18 protein-coding genes are annotated in these 18,048 nt (G+C 63.0%); 1 reads left to right on the forward strand and 17 read right to left on the reverse strand.

Features of this window, described 5'->3' with window-relative positions:
* The first annotated feature begins 18 nt into the window (after positions 1-18).
* On the forward strand, positions 19-912 hold the full coding sequence (locus AB4N92_RS14235; RefSeq protein WP_236267420.1) for a LysR family transcriptional regulator: 894 nt from the start codon (positions 19-21) through the stop codon (positions 910-912).
* Positions 913-2,444: 1,532 nt separating this feature from the next.
* Here AB4N92_RS14235 and AB4N92_RS14240 read toward each other — a convergent pair.
* From AB4N92_RS14240 to AB4N92_RS14320, 17 genes are read right to left on the reverse strand one after another with little or no spacing between them, the layout of a single operon-like run.
* Positions 2,445-2,897, reverse strand: a complete 453-nt coding sequence (locus tag AB4N92_RS14240) for a hypothetical protein (protein ID WP_021493278.1) — start codon at positions 2,895-2,897, stop codon at positions 2,445-2,447.
* A 26-nt stretch (positions 2,898-2,923) separates the two neighbouring features.
* Positions 2,924-4,150: a beta-ketoacyl-ACP synthase gene (locus AB4N92_RS14245; protein WP_010213741.1), complete on the reverse strand. Its 1,227-nt coding sequence runs from the start codon at positions 4,148-4,150 to the stop codon at positions 2,924-2,926.
* The gene (fabG, locus tag AB4N92_RS14250; RefSeq protein ID WP_010213740.1) at positions 4,150-4,878 is read right to left on the reverse strand and encodes a 3-oxoacyl-ACP reductase FabG; all 729 of its coding nucleotides are present in this window, start codon (positions 4,876-4,878) and stop codon (positions 4,150-4,152) included. Before fabG ends, AB4N92_RS14245 begins: the two co-directional genes overlap by 1 nt.
* Positions 4,875-5,336 (reverse strand): ApeP family dehydratase, encoded by a 462-nt coding sequence (locus AB4N92_RS14255; RefSeq protein WP_010213738.1) that lies wholly within the window; start codon positions 5,334-5,336, stop codon positions 4,875-4,877. Before AB4N92_RS14255 ends, fabG begins: the two co-directional genes overlap by 4 nt.
* A complete protein-coding gene (locus tag AB4N92_RS14260; RefSeq protein WP_187516662.1) occupies positions 5,333-6,499 on the reverse strand; it encodes a beta-ketoacyl-[acyl-carrier-protein] synthase family protein in 1,167 nt (388 codons plus the stop codon). Before AB4N92_RS14260 ends, AB4N92_RS14255 begins: the two co-directional genes overlap by 4 nt.
* Entirely contained in the window at positions 6,496-6,978 is a 483-nt protein-coding gene (locus AB4N92_RS14265) for a hypothetical protein (protein ID WP_042571359.1), read from the reverse strand. The genes AB4N92_RS14260 and AB4N92_RS14265 overlap by 4 nt, the downstream gene beginning before the upstream one ends.
* Entirely contained in the window at positions 6,975-7,709 is a 735-nt protein-coding gene (locus AB4N92_RS14270; protein WP_042571360.1) for a class I SAM-dependent methyltransferase, read from the reverse strand. The genes AB4N92_RS14265 and AB4N92_RS14270 overlap by 4 nt, the downstream gene beginning before the upstream one ends.
* Positions 7,706-8,953, reverse strand: coding sequence for an NAD(P)/FAD-dependent oxidoreductase (locus AB4N92_RS14275; protein WP_021493275.1), 1,248 nt, complete (start codon positions 8,951-8,953; stop codon positions 7,706-7,708). The genes AB4N92_RS14270 and AB4N92_RS14275 overlap by 4 nt, the downstream gene beginning before the upstream one ends.
* A 33-nt stretch (positions 8,954-8,986) precedes the next feature.
* A complete protein-coding gene (locus AB4N92_RS14280) occupies positions 8,987-11,299 on the reverse strand; it encodes an MMPL family transporter (protein ID WP_010213728.1) in 2,313 nt (770 codons plus the stop codon).
* The gene (locus AB4N92_RS14285; protein ID WP_042571362.1) at positions 11,289-11,951 is read right to left on the reverse strand and encodes an outer membrane lipoprotein carrier protein LolA; all 663 of its coding nucleotides are present in this window, start codon (positions 11,949-11,951) and stop codon (positions 11,289-11,291) included. The genes AB4N92_RS14280 and AB4N92_RS14285 overlap by 11 nt, the downstream gene beginning before the upstream one ends.
* A 29-nt stretch (positions 11,952-11,980) precedes the next feature.
* Positions 11,981-12,406, reverse strand: coding sequence for an acyl-CoA thioesterase (locus tag AB4N92_RS14290; protein ID WP_021493273.1), 426 nt, complete (start codon positions 12,404-12,406; stop codon positions 11,981-11,983).
* Positions 12,399-13,940 carry an HAL/PAL/TAL family ammonia-lyase gene (locus tag AB4N92_RS14295; RefSeq protein WP_010213722.1) on the reverse strand — a complete coding sequence of 514 codons (1,542 nt, stop codon included), beginning with the start codon at positions 13,938-13,940 and terminating at the stop codon, positions 12,399-12,401. The genes AB4N92_RS14290 and AB4N92_RS14295 overlap by 8 nt, the downstream gene beginning before the upstream one ends.
* Positions 13,924-14,859, reverse strand: coding sequence for an LpxL/LpxP family acyltransferase (locus AB4N92_RS14300; protein ID WP_010213720.1), 936 nt, complete (start codon positions 14,857-14,859; stop codon positions 13,924-13,926). The genes AB4N92_RS14295 and AB4N92_RS14300 overlap by 17 nt, the downstream gene beginning before the upstream one ends.
* On the reverse strand, positions 14,856-15,590 hold the full coding sequence (locus tag AB4N92_RS14305) for a glycosyltransferase family 2 protein (protein ID WP_010213719.1): 735 nt from the start codon (positions 15,588-15,590) through the stop codon (positions 14,856-14,858). Before AB4N92_RS14305 ends, AB4N92_RS14300 begins: the two co-directional genes overlap by 4 nt.
* Positions 15,583-17,253 (reverse strand): acyl-CoA synthetase family protein, encoded by a 1,671-nt coding sequence (locus AB4N92_RS14310; protein ID WP_010213717.1) that lies wholly within the window; start codon positions 17,251-17,253, stop codon positions 15,583-15,585. The genes AB4N92_RS14305 and AB4N92_RS14310 overlap by 8 nt, the downstream gene beginning before the upstream one ends.
* Complete coding sequence (locus AB4N92_RS14315; RefSeq protein ID WP_010213716.1) at positions 17,250-17,795, reverse strand: COG4648 family protein; 546 nt, start codon at positions 17,793-17,795, stop codon at positions 17,250-17,252. The genes AB4N92_RS14310 and AB4N92_RS14315 overlap by 4 nt, the downstream gene beginning before the upstream one ends.
* Positions 17,792-18,046 (reverse strand): acyl carrier protein, encoded by a 255-nt coding sequence (locus AB4N92_RS14320; protein WP_003187949.1) that lies wholly within the window; start codon positions 18,044-18,046, stop codon positions 17,792-17,794. Before AB4N92_RS14320 ends, AB4N92_RS14315 begins: the two co-directional genes overlap by 4 nt.
* Positions 18,047-18,048 lie beyond the last annotated feature (2 nt).

Raw genomic sequence — 18,048 nt, forward strand, 5'->3', positions numbered from 1 at the left:
CGACCTAATGAGGTTTGCATGGAATTGCGTCACTTGCGGTACTTCATTGCCGTCGCCGAAGAACTGCACTTTGGCCGGGCTGCGCAGGTGCTAGGCATCTCGCAGCCGCCGCTGAGTCAGCAGATACAGGCGCTGGAGCAGGAGGTGGGCGGGCGGTTGTTCGAGCGTACCAATCGTCGGGTCGAGCTGAGCGAGGCGGGGCGTTTGTTCCTGCACGAGGCGCGGTTGGTGCTGGCGCAGGTGGGCAAGGCGGCGGATGTAGCGCGCCGGGCGCAGTTGGGTGAGCTGGGTGAATTGAAGATCGGCTTCACGTCATCGGCACCGTTTAACTCCAGCATTCCCCAGGCGATCTTTGCATTTCGCCAGGCGTTCCCGGCGGTGCATCTCAATCTGCAAGAGATGAGCAGCACCGAGGTGGCCGAGTCGCTGGTGGACGAGTCGATTCAGGTGGGCTTGATGCGCCCCCTGCCGTTGCCGGACTCACTGAGTGTGGTCGAGTTGATGCGCGAACCGCTGGTGGCCGTCATGAACGCTGGCCACCCGTTGGTAGCAGGCAGTGAGCGTGGCCTGCACCTGGCGCAGTTGGCGGAAGAACCATTCGTGTTTTTCCCGCGCAGCTACGGCAGTGGACTCTACGCGCAGTTGCTCAGCCTGTGCCGAGACGCCGGTTTCAGCCCGCATTTTGCCCAGGAAGCGGGGGAGGCGATGACCATCATCGGTCTGGTCGCGGCGGGGTTGGGCGTGTCGGTGCTGCCCGCGTCTTACCAGCGCATACGGATTGACGGAGTGGTGTATCGCACCTTGCTGGACCCGGAGGCGGTGACGTCGGTATGGCTGGTGCAGCGAAAAGGCGCGCAGACGCCGATGGCTGCGGCGTTTGTGGAGTTGTTAACGCGTAAATCCGCTCAGTAAGAACGCGTACTTCAACGCGAAGCAGATCGAGGTGGGAGCTGTCGAGCTTCAGCGAGGCTGCGAAAGCGCCGTATCTGCAAGACCGCAGCGCCTGCATCGCAGCCTCGCTAAAGCTCGACAGCTCCCACCTTTGATCGTCGCAGTTTTCCAACTGTGGTTGCTTCAGGCATATGCCCGAGTTCCCGAAAGGGGCTTGTGAGACGCCGATGGCTGCGGCGTTTGTGGAGTTGTTGACGCGTAAATCCGCTCAGTAGGAACGCGTACTTCAACGCGAAGCAGATCGAGGTGGGAGCTGTCGAGCTTCAGCGAGGCTGCGAAAGGATCACCGCGCCGTGTCTGCAAGACCGCAGAGCCTGCATCGCAGCCTCGCTAAAGCTCGACAGCTCCCACCTTTGATCGTCGCAGTTTTCCAACTGTGGTTGCTTCAGGCATATGCCCGAGTTCCCGAAAGGGGCTTGTGAGACGCCGATGGCTGCGGCGTTTGTGGAGTTGTTGACGCGTAAATCCGCTCAGTAAGAACGCGAACTTCAACGCGAAGCAGATCGAGGTGGGAGCTGTCGAGCTTCAGCGAGGCTGCGAAAGGATCACCGCGCCGTGTCTGCAAGACTGCAGCGCCTGCATCGCAGCCTCGCTAAAGCTCGACAGCTCCCACCTTTGATCGTCGCAGTTTTCCAGCTGTGGTTGCTTCAGGCATATGCCCGAGTTCCCGAAAGGGGCTTGTGAGACGCCGATGGCTGCGGCATTTGTGGAGTTGTTAACGCGTAAATCCGCTCAGTAGGAACGCGTACTTCAACGCGAAGCAGATCGAGGTGGGAGCTGTCGAGCTTCAGCGAGGCTGCGAAAGGATCACCGCGCCGTGTCTGCAAGACCGCAGCGCCTGCATCGCAGCCTCGCTAAAGCTCGACAGCTCCCACCTTTGATCGTCGCAATTTTCCAACTGTGGTTGCTTCAGGCATATGCCCGAGTTCCCGAAAGGGGCTTGTGAGACGCCGATGGCTGCGGCGTTTGTGGAGTTGTTAACGCGTAAATCCGCTCAGTAAGAACGCGTACTTCAACGCGAAGCAGATCGAGGTGGGAGCTGTCGAGCTTTAGCGAGGCTGCGAAAGGATCACCGCGCCGTATCTGCAAGACCGCAGCGCCTGCATCGCAGCCTCGCTAAAGCTCGACAGCTCCCACCTTTGATCGTCGCAGTTTTCCAGCTGTGGTTGCTTCAGGCATATGCCCGAGTTCCCGAAAGGGGCTTGTGAGACGCCGATGGCTGCGGCATTTGTGGAGTTGTTAACGCGTAAATCCGCTCAGTAAGAACGCGTACTTGAACGCGAAGCAGATCGAGGTGGGAGCTGTCGAGCTTCAGCGAGGCTGCGAAAGGATCACCGCGCCGTGTCTGCAAGACCGCAGCGCCTGCATCGCAGCCTCGCTAAAGCTCGACAGCTCCCACCTTTGATCGTCGCAGTTTTCCAACTGTGGTTGCTTCAGGCATATGCCCGAGTTCCCGAAAGGCGCCCTTTGTCGTTTCTGAGGGCGCGACTACCTCAGTTCTGCTTGGTACTGCCCGTCTGCTCAAACAACTGCGCCGCCGACCCTGCCTCACCACTCACGCCATTGCTGCGCAACCCCGCCATGATGTCGCTGTCCAGGTTGTTCACCCAACGGTTGTAGTTGCGATGGATCTTGCCGTCCTTGTAACCGAGGTCGCGGCTGTCACGGTAGGTGATCGCGTAGCTGTTGCGGGTGTAGCGAATGTCGATGGCCGCGTAATACTGGTTGCGCACCGTGATCTCGGCCTGCACCAGTTGTGGGCTCAGGCGTTGAACCGTCCATTCACGTTTTTGCAGGGCGTTGACGATCACCGCTTTCATTTTTTCTTCGCTGACCTGGGCGTTGGCCGGCAGGTCGTGCTGGGTGTTGAGGATCGGCTTGCTGGTGCAGCCGGCGGTGACCAGCAGGGTCAGGGTGATCAGGGTGACGCGCAGCAAGGAAGACATTCCGTATTCTCCAATCGATTAAAAAGTCAGGACCAGCGGCGGAAGATCAGCGACGTATTGACGCCGCCAAAGGCAAAGTTGTTGTTCATCACGTAGTCGTGGTGCATCTCGCGGAACTCACCTTGCAGGTAATCCAGCTCTCCGCATTGCGGGTCTACCGACTCCAGGTTGAAGGTGTGCACGTACTGGTCGCGGTTCATCATCTCGATGCTGAACCATGACTCCAGCGCGCCGCATGCACCCAAGGTGTGGCCGAGGAAACTCTTCTGCGAGCTGATGGGCATGCGACTGCCGAACAGACTGCTGGTGGCCAACGTCTCGGCGATATCGCCCTGGTCGGTCGCTGTGCCGTGACCGTTTACGTAGCCGATCGCGGAAGGCTCAAGCCCGGCATCTTCCAGGGCCAGTTCCATCGCACGACGCATGGTTTTCTGTTCCGGGCGGGTAGTGTGCTGGCCATCGGCGTTGCTGCCGAAGCCCACCAGTTCGGCGTGGATATGCGCACCACGGGCCAACGCATGTTCCAGTTCTTCGAGCACCAGCATGCCGCCGCCTTCGCCGATCACCAGCCCGTCGCGGCCGCTGTCGTAGGGGCGCGGGCTGGTCTGCGGCGCATCATTTTTCAGGCTGGTGGCGTAGAGCGCGTCGAACACCATGGCTTCGGTGGGGCACAGCTCTTCCGCGCCGCCGGCGAGCATCAATGGCAAGCGGCCGAACTTGATCGCTTCATAGGCATAGCCGATGCCCTGGCTGCCGCTGGTGCAGGCGCTGGAGGTGGGGATCAGCCGCCCGGTCAGGCCAAAAAAGATGCTGATATTCGCCGCCGTGGTGTGCGGCATCATGCGCACATAGGAGTTGGCATTCAGCCCCTCGGCCACCGAGTTCAGCAGCATGTTGCCGAACGCCTTGATCTCGTCGGTGCTGCCGGTGGACGAGCCGCAGGCCACACCCATGCGCCCGTCCTTGATCGACTCGTCGCCGAGCAAGCCGGCGTCCTGCAACGCCTGTTCCGCCGCCCACACCGCCAGGCGTGACACCCGGCCCATGCTGCGCAGTTGCTTGCGTGTCCAGTGAGCGGGCACGACAAAATCGTCGATCGGCCCGGCCAGGCGCGTGTTCAATTCGGTAAAGCGGTCCCACTCGTCCATGCGCCGAATGCCGCTGCGGTTGGCGCGGAAGTTGGCGGCGATGGTGTCCCAATCGCTGCCCAGGGAGGTCATGCCGGCCATGCCGGTGACGACAACGCGCTTCATCAGCACAGGCCTCCATTCACGGCCAGGACCTGGCGCGTGATGTAGCCTGCCTCGGCCGACATCAGGAAATTCACCGCGCCGGCCACTTCTTCCGGCGTACCCATGCGCTGCGCCGGGATCATCTTCATCAGTTCTTCCACCGGCACGTTCTCATCCAGCATGGCGGTGTCGATCAAGCCGGGGGCGACGCAGTTGACGGTGATCTTGCGTTTGCCCAGCTCGATGGCCAGGGCCTTGGCCGCACCGATCAAGCCGGCTTTGGAGGCGCTGTAATTGACCTGGCCGCGGTTGCCGATCAGACCGGAAACCGAGGTGATGCAGACGATACGCCCGGCCGCGCGACGACGAATCATCGGCATCATCACCGGGTGCAGCACGTTGTAGAAACCGTCGAGGTTGGTGCGCATCACCACGTCCCAGTCGTCTTCCGACAAGGCCGGGAAGGCGCCGTCACGGGTCAGTCCGGCGTTGAGCACCACGCCGTAATAGGCGCCATGTTGCTCGACATCGGCTTCCAGGATGGCTTTGCACACAGCACGGTCCGCCACATCGAACTGCAGCACCCGCGCCTTGCGGCCCAGGGCTTCAACCTCGGCCAGCACTGCATCGGCTTCCGCACGACCACTGCGGCAATGCAGCACGATGTCATGCCCGGCCTGGGCCAGGCGCAGGGCGATAGCGCGGCCGATGCCACGGCTGGAGCCGGTGACCAGTACGGATTCAGTCATGGCGTTACGTCCTTCGATTCATCTAAATAGTTAGCCGCCTGGGGCGGTCGAAATACATTCAAGCGGGCGCTGGCCTGGATTCCATCACCGGTCAGGTGGCATTCGAACACACCCATGCCGTTGTCGTCTTCCAGGGAGCGCAGGCCGTGGATCGCCAGCTCAGCGCCTGTCGGGAAGCAATCCACGTTGCACTCGAATTTACGTGTGCCGAGCAGGAAGCCCAGCTCCACGGCTTCGCCTTTCTGACGCGCGCGGCAACCGGCGTAGGCGGCGACGCTTTGCGCCATCAACTCGATGCCGACCCAGGCCGGCAGGCTGCCGTCCGGGCGGTTGAACAGGCCGCCGGGTTTGACGGTCATGCGGGTGTGGATCTGCTCTTCATCGAACGACAGCACCTGGTCGATCAGGATCATGTCGCCCGCGTGGGGCAGCAGTTCGGCGAGTGGCCAATCGATCATGGGGCCTCTCCGATTATCAGGCTGACATTGTTACCGCCGAAGGCAAACGAATTGCTCATCAGGCAGCGCTTTCCCAGGGGTTCTGCAGCTTGCGCCCATTGTAAAGCGGGGAGTGCCGGGTCGGCCTGGCCGTCCCACACATGGGGAGGGACGCGGTTGTGAGCCAGGCTCAACCAGCAGAACGCAGCTTCCAGCGCCCCGGCTGCGCCCAGGGTGTGGCCGCTCATGGGTTTGGTCGACGAACAGGCCACGCCGTCCGGGAACAGGCTGGCGACGGCCAGGCTTTCCATGGCGTCGTTATGTTGGGTCGCCGTGCCGTGAAGGTTCAGGTAACCAATCTGCTCGGGCTGCAGTTGGGCGCTGGCCAAGGCCTTGCGCATCGACTGCAATGCGCCTTTGCCGGTGGGCTCGGGCGCCGAGATATGGTGTGCATCGCAACTGGCGCCGCTGCCCAGCAGGGCGATGGGCGCGCGCTCCTTGCTCATCAGAAACAGCACGGCCGCTTCGCCGATGTTGATGCCGTTGCGGTTCACCGAGAACGGATTGCAGCGTTCGTTCGACACCGCGTCCAATGAGCTGAAGCCATTGAGAGTCAGCTTGCACAGGCTGTCGACGCCGCCGCAGATCACCGCATCGCACACGCCCAGGTCCAGCAAGCGATGTGCACTCATCAAGGCGCGGGCGCTGGAGGTGCAGGCGGTGGAAATCACATAAGCCGGGCCGCTCAGTTGCAGCCAGTCGGCGAGGAAATTTGCCGGCGCGCTGAGTTCCTGTTGCTGGTAGTCGTAGTCGCCGGGGAATTGCTGTTCCCGCAGGAAGTGGGCGATGCCACGACTGGCCTCGTCGATGCCCGAGGTGCTGGTGCCGAGCACAATGCCGACCCGCGAAGCGCCGTAGGTGTGGATCGCCTGGCGGATCGCGCCCTCGATCTGCAACGCGGCTTCCAGTAGCAACTGGTTATTGCGGCTGCTTTGCTGGCCCAGCTCGGCGGGGATGGTTGCCAGCTCGCCGTGTACACCGGCCACCGGCAATACGCGCTCCGGCACCCAGCCGCTTTCGGCGCGCATCCCGCTGCAGTCACCGGCAAACAGGTTACGGCTGACTTCATCCTGGCCACGGCCAAGGGCGCAGATCACGCCCAGCGCGTTGAGGTAGGCGCTCATCGGGCGGCTCCGAGCGGCGTGATGCGGTAGCTCAAGGGCTGGCCGGTGATGTTCACGCTGAAGACCTCGGACGATTGATACACAATCTGCCAATGCCCCGGCAGGGTGCGCGTCAGGTCCATGGCCTGGGCGCTGGGGTAGAGCGCGCGCACGTCATCCGCCGAGGTCAAGGCAAACAGCAACGCGGCAAACAGCTCACGCGCCTGGGGGTTGGGCGGCAGCAAGCCATCGGCCTGCCATTTGCCATCGATCAGTTTTTGGCGGGCCTGGGGGATGCCCAGCGGGTCCATCATCGACCACCGAATGCCGCCGCCTTCGCGCTGGATCACCAGCAGCCAGTCCTGGCTCTGGCCGTCGGCCAGGCGCTGCACATGCAGTTGCACCGGCAAGACCAGGGTTGGGGTTTTCTCGGGCAGCGGCGGTTGGCTGGCGCAGGCGCTCAGCAGCAACAGGCAGGCGATCAACCAAGTGCGCATCATGGGGCAGCGCTCGTCAGAGGTTTGCGTGCCACACAGTTGACCAACGTTTCCTCACGCTGGCCTACCGGTGGCGCCTTGCGCAGGCCCCAGCGTTCCAGCAGGCCGAAATCGCGGGAACGGCTCCACCACAGGTATGGATACGAGACGTGTTGCGGGCCGAATTCAAAACCCTGCTCGCGGATCATCTCCAGGTACTCTTCGGCGCTTTTCTGCACATGCATCGGGTGGCGGAACAGCCAGCGGATCACCCAGGTGTCGATATAGGCTTCGGTGGATTCGGCAAACAGCAGATAACCACCCGGCTTGAGCACGCGGTAGAACTCCTTGAGTGCGCGGTGCTGTTCCACCAGGTGGTGGAAGGTCTGGTGGCAGAACAGGATATCGACGCTTTCGTCCGGCACTTGCAAGGTGGCGCAGTCGCTGCCGATCAGCTCGATGGCCAAGCCTTGGCGCTTGGCTTCTTCACGGCTCAGTTCCAGGCTGTGCGGGTCGGCATCCAGGCCGATCAGGCGCGCGGGGGCGAACACCTGCTGCAAGTACTGGAACGATTTGCCCTGGCCACAACCGGCGTCCAGCAGTACCGGCGCTTCTGGCAAGGAGTCGGTAAACAGGCTACGCAGGTCGTTGATCGCCACGCGCAGCACATGGTGCTGCCAGGTGTGGCTGCGCAGGAACCAAAAGCCGAACTTGGTCTCTTCGACGTAGTTTTTACTCAGGTACTGACTGCTCATACCGGCTCACTCGCACAAATCTCCGATAACATCCGCAACCGGCGCTTGGGCTCGCTCACAAACGGGTTGCGCTCATCCCACGCGTAACCGGCGAGGATCGAACAGATCATCCGGCGAATCTCCGGCGAACTGTCCGGATGGAAGATCACATCCTGGAAGGTCCCGGCGTACCAACCCTCGACGTAGCAGCGGAAGGTGTCCACGCCACGTTTCAACGGCGCTGCAAATTCGCCCTCCCAGTCCACGGTTTCGCCTTTGAGCTGACGATGCAGTACGCCAGCGGCCATGCTCGCCGAGCGCATGGCGATGGTCACCCCGGAGGAAAACACCGGGTCGAGGAATTCCGCCGCATTGCCCAGCAATGCAAAGCCCGGCCCGTGCAGGGTTTTGACGTTGGCCGCGTAGCCGCCGATGGTGCGCGCGGGCGTATCCCACACGGCGTTTTGCAGCACGCCGGACAGGCTTGGGGTTTCTTCGATAAAGCCGCGCAGGCAGGCATCGAGGTCACCATCGCGGCCGTCGAAATTTTCCTTGGCCGCGACCACGCCCACCGAGCAGCGGCCGTTGCTGAACGGGATGGTCCAGAACCAGATGTCACGCTGGGTCGGATGTGTGGTCACCAGAATCTTGTTACGGTCGAAGCCAGGATGTTCGATGCGGTCTTCGACGTGGGTGAACACGGCCTGGCGCACAGGAAAGTCGGACGGCAGATCCAGGTCCAGCAGACGCGGCAGCACGCGGCCATAGCCGCTGGCATCGAGCACGAACTTGGCCTTGAGGTGGTACTCGCTACCGTTCTCACGGCGTACATGCAGGTAACGGGATTCGCCCTTGAAGTCCACGCCGACGAGGGTCTCGCCGTAGCGAATCTCCACGCCTTGCAGCGCGGCTTGATCGGCCAGCAGCTTGTCGAACTCGCCGCGCTGCACCTGGAAGGTGGTGGGCTTGCCGTTGCTGAAGGTGTCACTGAAATCAAAGGCGCTGTAGCGCTCGCCCCAGGCGAACGCTGCACCCGTTTTCACCTGAAACCCTGCGGCCTGTACCGCTTCGAGCATGCCCGCTTCTTCGATGAAGTCGATGCAGTGGGACAGCAGGCTTTCGCCGATCGAGAACCGCGGGAAATGCTGGCGCTCGATGATCAATACATCATGCCCTTTGCGCTTTAACAGCGCGGCGGCGATGGCCCCGGACGGACCGGCACCGATCACCACCACCTGGCGACGTTCCATTTCAACTATGGGCACGAGGGCTCCTTGCCACATTGGCGATAATCACATTCATAAGGCGTGTTTCTGTTGCCCGGCCCAGGGTGCCAGCATAAAGCTGAATGCCAGTCCCAGGCTGACCGATAAGCCGAAATTACTCACTGCCGGTGTACTGGATACGGCCAGCAGACCAAACGACAACCAGGTTGTCAGCGCTGCCAACAATGTTCCCAATAGACTGACCGCAGGGCCGCCAATCTGCTCGCGCATCAGGATCGCGTAGTCGACGCTGATCGCCGTGACCAACAGCAGGCCAAACAGGCTGAACAGCGTCAGCGGCTGGCCCAGCCAACCGAGGCTGGCCAGGCTGCACAGCGCAGCAAGCAGCGGCAGCGCGACGATGCGCAAGGCACCGCCGAAGCCGAACGGCAGGATCAGCAACAGTACGATCAACACGCAGGACATCAACTTCAGTTCTGCCGCGCTGATCTGTGTGTCGGCGAACACCCGGTTCAAGTCACCCAGGCGGTCCACCAGTTGCACGCCGGGTAAATCCACCGCTTGCACCCGCAGCAGCGCCGGGTTGTTCAGGCCTTGCAGGCTGACCATCGCCGCCACGCCGCCGTCCACCGGGCCCAGCCACAAGGTGCGCCAAGGCTCGGCCAATGGGCCTACCAGTGCGGCCTCGATAGTTTGCGTAGGCAACGCTTGCAGTTGCGTCACCTCGGCTTGCAGGGCGCTGGCCGGTACGCCAAGGGCCAGCAATGGCTGCCAGTGTTGCGTCAGTGTGTTCAAGGCATCACGCAGTTGTTGCTGCTCGGCGGGCAGGCTGACCAGTTGATTGAGCGCCAGATAGCCCTTGAGCTTATCCATGTTCACCAATTGATCCAGGCGCTGCGCCAGTGCGCTTTGGCGCTCCAGCAACTGCCGCTCATCCTGCGCCCGCACCAGGAAAAACTGGCTGGTGGGCTGGAACCCGGTAATCCGCGCGACGGCCTGTGCTTCTTCTAGCAATTGCGGCGGCGCGCCGATCCATTGGCGGATATCGTTTTTGCTGTTGAGGTGCCACAGCCCGCCGGCGCAAAACAGCAGCACCAGCGCCAGCAGTACGGGGCTCGGTACGCGCTTGAGCAGCGATTCGCGCACCCGCCACAGGCATTCAGCGATGCGCAGCGGCCACTGCGCCGGGCGCAACTCGACGCCTTTGAGCAGCGCCGGCAACAGGCACACGGCGGACAGGTAGGCGCCGACCAGGCCGGCAGCGGAGAACACCGCGATTTGCGTCAACGCCGGGAATGGCGTCCAGGCCAGCGCCAGGTAACCGATGCAACTGGTCGCCAGGCTCAGGCTCAGGCCGGGCAAGGTCAGGCGCAACGCCGGCCAGCTGCGCCATGGGCGCATGCTCCAGCTTTTCGACAGGTAGTGCAGCGGGTAATCCACCGCTACGCCGATCAGGCTGGAGCCGAGCACCAAGGTCATCACATGCATATGCCCGAACAGCGCCACACAGGCCACCGCGCCAAACAGCATGCCCACCAGCACCGGCACAAAGGCCAGCAACACGCGCCAGCGGCGGAATGCGAGCAACAGTAACAACAGGATGCCAACGGTAGCGCCGCCGCCGACCCAGGTGATTTCCCGCGTGGCTTGCTGCTGACCATTGGCGGCGTACAGCAAGCCGCTGGCTGCCAGTAGTTGCGCACCGTGTGCGCTGGCTTGGGTGCGACTGGCCTGAAGCAGATCCGCCACCTGCAGCGGCAATTTCATGTCGAAGGCATTGCCGGTGGTGCGCGCACGCAGCAGCACCCAGCTCTTGCCGTCGGCATCGGCGATCAGTGCGCCGCTGCCGATATCCAACTGCACCGAACCCTGTTGCGGCTGGCTGTTCTGGATACGCCCGGTGAGGCCCAGCCAGTCATCCTGGCTTGGCACCAAACTGAAGCCGGTAAAGGGGTCGAAGAGGGCTTGCACGCGCTCCTGGATAAACGCGTCGGGGTGCTCGATCAGTTGCTCGCGGTCCTTGGCCGAGAGCATCGCCAGGCGACCGCGCAGCAATTGCTCGCGCAGCGCCGGCAAATCGGCTTGCAGGTTCCACTGCACTTTTTCAAACAACCCGCTGGCCTGCCAGTGTTCGCCCAATTGCTGCGCGACGGCCACGGCTTGCTGGCGGTCGGCATGGCCTACCAATACCAGCAGCTCGCGGTTCAGCGGCTCCTGCATACGCTGTTCCGCTTGCTGCTCGAGGGCGTCCGGCGTGTTGCCCGGTACCAGCTCCATCAGGTTGGCGGACAACGGCGCGCCATGGCGCCACTGCCAGCCGGCCAGGGCCAGCACCGCGACCAGCAGGATCAGGAACAGGCGCGGCAGCAGGCGTTCACTGGGCAAAGTCGTGTTGCTCCGCGTCGCTCAATGGCTGGCTGGCGGTACTGTCCTGCATACGCAGCACGGTGCTGTCGCCTTGGGTTTCCAGCAGTTCGATGGTTTGCACCAAGTCACCACCGTCGATGTTGATCTGGGTGAAGACTTGCTTGAGCAACAGTGAGCGCGGGATCAACGTGAGCTTCCACTGTTTGGCCTCGCCTTGCAGCTGCAATTCGAAGTCACGCTGCAAGCCGCTGCTGTCGCCCTGGAGCACGGCGAGGAACAGGCGGTTCTGTTCGGCACCGGCGCTCTTGTTCGGCAGCAGTTGCCAGCCATTGGCGTCGCGGCGGGCAATGCCCTGGGGGCTGATGCGGTAGTCCTGTTGCAGCGGGGTTTTCAGCAGCCACAGCAGGCCGTGGTCCTTGGCGAGGACGAAGGTGCCTTTGCTGACCAAGGGTTGGGGCAGGGCGCGCAGGTGTTTTTCCTGGGTGAAGCTGCCGTGGATCACTGAGGGTTTTGCAAGTTGGTCGCTCAGCTGCTGCAAGTCGAAGGCATGGGCCAGACTTGGAATGCCCAATAGCAGGATTAACGCGATCAAGGTGGGAGCGGGCTTGCTCGCGAAGAGCCTGAGGGCGCCGCGTAGTGTCAGGCGGATCGCGTTATCGTTGACGTCCATCGGGGGCAAGCCCCCTCCCACATGTGACCTCATTTCAAAGCCCTTTCTACGGTGTCGGTGAAGACTTTGGGGGAGGCGAGCTGCATCTCGCGGCTGGCGATTTCTACGGCGACTTGCACGGTGCTGGCGCGGGTCAAGCGCTCGCCGCTGGCCAGGTCGGTGATCAGGTAATTGACCTTCAAGCGGTTCTCCCACTCCACCAGGCTGGCGCGCACGTTGATCGTCTGGCCGAACACGGCGCCGCGCACGTAGCGCAGTTGCATGTCGATGACCGGCCAGGCGTAGCCCGACTCGAGCATCGCCGTGTAGTTGTGGCCGATCTTGTCCAGCAACGCGCAGCGCGCGACTTCCAGGTACTTCACGTAATGCCCGTGCCAGACGACGTTCATGGTGTCGACGTCAAAAAACGGCACGAGGATTTCAGTGTCGCAATGCAGCACGCCTTGGCTACGCATGCAGCCTCCAGTGTTGCTCGGCGATACGTTGCAGGCACAGGCGCAATTCGCCTTCCAGCGCACGGTCTTCGATGACCGGCGGGAAGTCCTTGGCCAGTGCTTCGTGCATCGCCGCCAGTGCTGGCGGTAACGGCCGTGCATCCTCTGCCTGGGCCCGCAGCCACACGCCCTGGTTGGCGGCGAGCAGCGTGGCGGCGGCGACCTGTTCGGTCAGTTCCAGCACGCGGATCGCATCGCGGGCGGCGATGGTGCCCATGCTTACCTTGTCCTGGTTGTGGCACTCGGTAGAGCGCGAGAACACGCTGGCCGGCATGGTGTTTTTCAATGCCTCGGCGGTCCAGGCGCTGGTACCGATCTGTACGGCCTTGAAGCCGTGATTGATCATCGCGCGGTCGGCCGGCGCGCCGGAGAGGTTGCTCGGCAGGCCGTGGTTGTAGCGCACGTCCACCAGCAACGCGAGCTGACGGTCGAGCAGGTCGGCGACGTTGGCCACCAGTGTCTTGAGGCTGTCCATGGCGAAAGCGATATGCCCGCCGTAGAAGTGCCCACCGTGCAGCACGCGTTCTTCTTCGGCGTCGATGATCGGGTTGTCGTTGGCGCTATTGAGCTCGATCTCGATGAACGAGCGCAGCCAGTTAAGGCTGTCGGCCAGTACGCCGAGGACGTGGGGCGCACAGCGCAACGAATAGCGATCCTGCAGACGGTGCAGCGGCGCGGTTGGCGCATCGATCGCCAGGTCCTTGCGCAACCACGCGGCGACTTGCATCTGCCCCGGGTGCGGCTTCGCGGCGAACAGGCGCTCGTCGAAGTGTTCCGGGTTGCCTTGCAACGCCACCACGTTCAGCGCGGTGATGCGCGTGGCCAGTTGCAGCAGGTAGTCGGCGCGGGCGAAGGCCAGGCAGGCCAGGCCGGTCATCACCGCGGTGCCGTTCATCAGCGCCAGGGCTTCCTTGGGGCGCAGGACCAGCGGTTCCCAGCCCAACTCACGGTGCACGTCGATCGCTTGGCGGCGTTCGCCACGGAACATCACTTCGCGTTCGCCGGACAGGGTCGCCGCCACGTAGGACAGTGGCGTCAGATCACCGCTCGCGCCCACCGAGCCTTCTTCCGGGATCAACGGCAGCACGTCGTGTTCGAGGAACGCATGCAGGCGCTCCAGCAACTCCACGCGCACACCGGAAACGCCGTGGCACAGCGACTGCAACCTTGCGGCCAGCACCGCGCGGGTGGCTTGGGCATCGAGCAACTTGCCCAGGCCGCAACCGTGGAAGGTATACAAATGACGGGGCAGGGCCTCGACGTGCTGCAACGGCACCGCCACCACGCAGGAGTCGCCGTAGCCAGTGGTGACGCCGTAGATCACACCTTCCTTGTCCAGCAGCGAGTCGAGGAACTGCGCGCCCTTGGCAATGCGCTGGCGATACGCGGCATCGCTCTGCAATTGGGTCGGCGCCTGACGGTTGGCCAGGGCCAGCACGTCTTCGATGCGCAAGGCGCGTTCGCCAAAGGTTACCGGCTCAAGATGCGTCGTCATCGGTCTTCCAGAAAGGGTAAAAGTTGAACCATTGTTGGGGCGCTTCCAGGCAGAACTGACCCAGGCGCGCGGCGTAGCGCGCGGTCCACAGGGCTATGATCTGCTCGCGGGTATTGCGTTTCCATTCGATCATGTCGGCGAAAGGCTCAATGCTCAGGCGATAGCGGCTGTTGTGCTTGAGGCACATCAGCAGGTTTACCGGGCACTTGAGCAAACCGGCCAGCAGCCACGGGCCTTGGGGGAAGGCGGCGTCATGGCCGAGGAAGTCTACGCGCACCGTGCGCCCGCCGTGCAGCGGCACGCGGTCGCCGGCAATCGCCAGCCACTCGCCGTCGTCCAGACGCTGGCTGAGCAGCAGCATGGTGGCCGGGTCCAGCTCGCTGACCTGGATCAGGCGCAAATGGGTCGCCCCGGCTTCGCCCAGCAGGCGATTGAATTGCTCGGCGTGCTTGGTGTGCACCAGCACGTTCATGGTGACCTGCTCGCCAATCTCGGCAAGAGCGCGGCACACTTCCAGGTTGCCCAGGTGCGCGCCCACCAGCATCTGCCCGCGTTCGCCGCGCAGTTGTCCGCGCAATTGCGCCGGGTCGTTGATCTCGATCTGCTCCAGGCGCAGCTTGCCGTTCCACACGTCGAGTTTGTCGAGCAGCGAGTCGGCAAACGCCATGAACTGACCAAAGACTTTCCAGTGAGTGGGGCGCAGTTCATCGCGCCCGCTCCAGTCGGCCAGGCGCTGTTGGTATTGCCAGGCGCTCTGGCGCGCGGTGCGGCCAAACAGGAAGAAGTACAGGACGATGCCGTACAGCACCGGGCTCAACAAACGTCGGCCGAGGACTTTGGCGGCGAAGGCGGTGAGCTTCATCAGCCAATAACTGCCACGTTCCTCGCGGTCGGCCCAGTGTTTGCTGCTGTCGCTCATGCCTGCCACCGTCGCCACAGGATCATCGGCGCCCGCACCAACATGCCGAAAAACAACCGGGTGTGCATGGCTGAGATGCGCACGTTGTCACGAAACAACCGGAAGTGCGACAGGCCGTCGGCGGGGTAGTGCACCTGGGTCGGCAGCCAGCGCATTGGCTGGTTGCGCCAGGCCAGGCGCACCAGAATGTCGGAGTCGAAGTCCATGCGCGTGCCGATGTAGGCCGAGTCCATCAGCGCCAGCACCGGTGTCAGCGGGTACACGCGAAAGCCGCACATCGAGTCGCGGATCTGCAGCGACAAGGTGTTGATCCACACCCACACGTGGGTCAGGTAGCGCGCATACAGGCGGCCTTTGGGCACACTGTCGTCGTATTCGGGGTAGCCGCAGATAATGGCATCGGGGTGACGGCGCGAGGTGTCGAGGAAGGTCTCGACTTCGCGCAGGTCGTGTTGGCCGTCGGCGTCGACTTGCAGGGCGTGGCTGAAGCCCAGGCGTGCGGCTTCGCGGAACCCGGCCATCACTGCACCGCCCTTGCCCTGGTTGGTGGGCAAGGTCAGTAGGGTGACGTTGTCGATCGTCGCCAGTTGCGCCAGAACCGCTGCGCAGGCCGGGCTGCTGCCGTCGTCGACCAACAGGCAAGGCAGGCCACTGTTCAACAGGCTGCGGACCACGGCGGGCACGGCCGCTTCGTGGTTGTAGACCGGGATCAGGGCGCAGGGGTTATGCATTGACGCTCTCCAGCACAATCCGACCGCTGGAGCAGGCCGCAACACCGTTGCGATAGGCGAAATACAACTTGCCGCGTTGCGCATCAAACCGCAGATGCAATTCGATAGCGTCGCCTGGCCGCACCAGTTGCTGGAACTTGAGTACTTCCATCCCGGCAAACGTTGCCGGCAAGTCGAGCAACTGCTGGCCCAGATTAAATGCCCACTCCACCTGCACCACCCCCGGTAACACGGGGGTGACCGGGAAGTGCCCGCTGAAGTAGGCCAGGTCTGGCGGGACGCTCAGTTGCAAGGTCCATTCGCCATTGGCTTCGACCTGCTCCAGTACTTCCGGGGCTTTCGGTCGTGATGCCAACAAGAGCCCCTCGACTTGCGCCTGGGGCAGTTTGCCCTGGCTGTTCAGGGGCAGCTGGCGCAGTAACCGCCAGCGCCGCGGCAGTGCCAGGGCTTCGCAATGTTGGCTCAAGTGTTGGCGCAGGGTTTGCGTGAGCGTGCGACGGCCCTGATTGCGCAGCGCATGCAGGCCCTCGTCACTCAGCACCACCAGGGCGCCAAGGGACGCGCGGTTTTCCTGCACCACCCCCAGGCGGGTTTCCGCGACCCACGGGTGGGTCATCAGCGCGTGTTCCAGCATGGGCAGGGAGATGCGTTTTTCTTCCAGCTTGACGATGCGATCCAGACGACCCAGCAGCTCGAAGCGGCCATCGGCATGGATACGTGCAGCGTCGGCGGTTTGTTCGATGTGCCCTTCAGGCAGATACGGTGAAGCAATGCGCAGGGCGCCGTCGGCATCCTGGCTCAGGTGCACGTCGGCAAACGGCTGCCAAGGCTGCGCACCCTGGCGCCAGGCGATACCGCCGGTTTCCGAACTGCCGAGGATCTCTGTCGGCCATTGCTGCAAGCGGTCATAAAGGCTGCCGGCGGCTTCCACGGGCAGTGCGCCGCCGGAGGAAAACACCCGTGACACTTGGCTTAGCGCCGGCCAGTCGAGGTTGTCGCCCATGCGCTTGAGCAGCGCCGGGCTGGCGACCCAGGCAAAATGCGTGTGCTCGCGGCTGGCGCGCTGCAAATCTTCGGGGAAGGCCAGTTGCTTGCGCACAAAGGTACGCCCGGCGCACAGCGGCCAGAGCACTCGGAACAGCAAGCCGTAGATATGTTGAGTGGCAACGCTGCCGATGATGCACGCGTCTTTTAGGTCCGGGCCCCACAGGGTTTCCAGTGCCTCGACTTCATTAGCCAGCTGGCGCAGTGTCTTGTTGATGCGCTTGGGCTCGCCGCTGGAGCCGGAGGTGCACAGGCTCAGTTGGCAGCTGTCCAGATCGAGGGCGGCGGGGCTCAGTGGTGTTTGAAACAGTGCGTCCAGGTCAGCTGCTTCGGTCAGCCAGGCGTCAACTGCGGCGTCCCAGCGCTGACGGGTCTGAGGTTGCAGGTCGGCGGGCAGCAGCACGCTGACCCCGGCGCGCCAGGCGCCCAGCAGGGCAATCGCGAGCAGGCCTGCATCTTCCAGGTACACGGCCAGGCGCTGGATGCCGCGCGCTTGCAGGCCTGCGGCCAGGCTCAAGGACTGCGCCCACAGCTGGGCATGATCCATTGCAGGTTCGGTGGTGACCGGACGCTGTTCCAGCGGCTCAAGCAGCAAGTGCTCAAGTTTCAACCCATTCATACGCGGCCTCGAACCCTTTGTCGTACCAGCCATTCCACGGCAAACAACAGCCCCATCAGCCCGTAGGCGATCAGGCCGTTGTACAACGTCCACCAGCTCAGCGGCGCCCACAGGGTGAGGGCGGCGGCGAGCAGGCCATTACACAGAAAAAACACACTCCACACCACGGTGACCTGGCGGGTATACACAATGGCTTGCGCGGGCAACACCGGGTCGGTCATGCGCGCCAGGCGCTCGACCATCGGCGGGCCGTATTTGAGACTCAGGCCGAACAGCGCCAACATAAACCCGCTGACCAGGCTCGGGTACCAGCGCAGCAGGTGCGGGTTGTCGAACCAGGCCAGCAACAGGCAGAACACCATCACGGCCAACGCCATCCAGCGGCTGCCGGGGCGTCGCGCACCGGTCAGCGTGCGCAGCAGCCACAGGCCGCCCAGCAGCAGCCCGAATTGCCACGGTGCGAAGTGTTCGGTGCCGTAATACACCGCAAAGGGGTACAGCAGCCCCGCCAACAACAGGCCAAGGCCGATCAGCCGGCTCATGCGGCCGGCTGGACCAGACGGTACACCGCCTCAACCACGTCGTTCACGGTACGCACGGCCTTGAATTCTTCGGCGGCGATCTTCTTGCCGGTTTGGCGCTTGATATGGTCGATCAAGTCGACGGCGTCGATGCTATCGATTTCCAGGTCCTGGTAAAGGTTGGCGTCAAGGGTGACGCGTTCCGGCGGCAGTTCAAACAGTTCCACCAAGGCGTCGCGCAAGGTGTTGAAAATATCGTCACGAGTTTGCATGG

Source organism: Pseudomonas sp. S3_A09, assembly GCF_054668065.1.

Excerpts from the sequence above, each read along its gene's own strand:
- AB4N92_RS14260 (WP_187516662.1), bottom strand. The coding sequence starts at position 6,499 with ATGAGCGCCTACCTCAACGCGCTGGGCGTGATCTGCGCCCTTGGCCGT.
- AB4N92_RS14310 (WP_010213717.1), bottom strand. The coding sequence starts at position 17,253 with ATGAATGGGTTGAAACTTGAGCACTTGCTGCTTGAGCCGCTGGAACAG.
- AB4N92_RS14305 (WP_010213719.1), bottom strand. The coding sequence starts at position 15,590 with ATGCATAACCCCTGCGCCCTGATCCCGGTCTACAACCACGAAGCGGCC.
- AB4N92_RS14285 (WP_042571362.1), bottom strand. The coding sequence starts at position 11,951 with ATGGACGTCAACGATAACGCGATCCGCCTGACACTACGCGGCGCCCTC.
- AB4N92_RS14295 (WP_010213722.1), bottom strand. The coding sequence starts at position 13,940 with ATGACGACGCATCTTGAGCCGGTAACCTTTGGCGAACGCGCCTTGCGC.
- AB4N92_RS14245 (WP_010213741.1), bottom strand. The coding sequence starts at position 4,150 with ATGAAGCGCGTTGTCGTCACCGGCATGGCCGGCATGACCTCCCTGGGC.
- AB4N92_RS14255 (WP_010213738.1), bottom strand. The coding sequence starts at position 5,336 with ATGATCGATTGGCCACTCGCCGAACTGCTGCCCCACGCGGGCGACATG.
- AB4N92_RS14290 (WP_021493273.1), bottom strand. The coding sequence starts at position 12,406 with ATGCGTAGCCAAGGCGTGCTGCATTGCGACACTGAAATCCTCGTGCCG.
- AB4N92_RS14300 (WP_010213720.1), bottom strand. The coding sequence starts at position 14,859 with ATGAGCGACAGCAGCAAACACTGGGCCGACCGCGAGGAACGTGGCAGT.
- AB4N92_RS14235 (WP_236267420.1), top strand. The coding sequence starts at position 19 with ATGGAATTGCGTCACTTGCGGTACTTCATTGCCGTCGCCGAAGAACTG.
- fabG (WP_010213740.1), bottom strand. The coding sequence starts at position 4,878 with ATGACTGAATCCGTACTGGTCACCGGCTCCAGCCGTGGCATCGGCCGC.
- AB4N92_RS14315 (WP_010213716.1), bottom strand. The coding sequence starts at position 17,795 with ATGAGCCGGCTGATCGGCCTTGGCCTGTTGTTGGCGGGGCTGCTGTAC.
- AB4N92_RS14320 (WP_003187949.1), bottom strand. The coding sequence starts at position 18,046 with ATGCAAACTCGTGACGATATTTTCAACACCTTGCGCGACGCCTTGGTG.
- AB4N92_RS14265 (WP_042571359.1), bottom strand. The coding sequence starts at position 6,978 with ATGATGCGCACTTGGTTGATCGCCTGCCTGTTGCTGCTGAGCGCCTGC.
- AB4N92_RS14270 (WP_042571360.1), bottom strand. The coding sequence starts at position 7,709 with ATGAGCAGTCAGTACCTGAGTAAAAACTACGTCGAAGAGACCAAGTTC.
- AB4N92_RS14240 (WP_021493278.1), bottom strand. The coding sequence starts at position 2,897 with ATGTCTTCCTTGCTGCGCGTCACCCTGATCACCCTGACCCTGCTGGTC.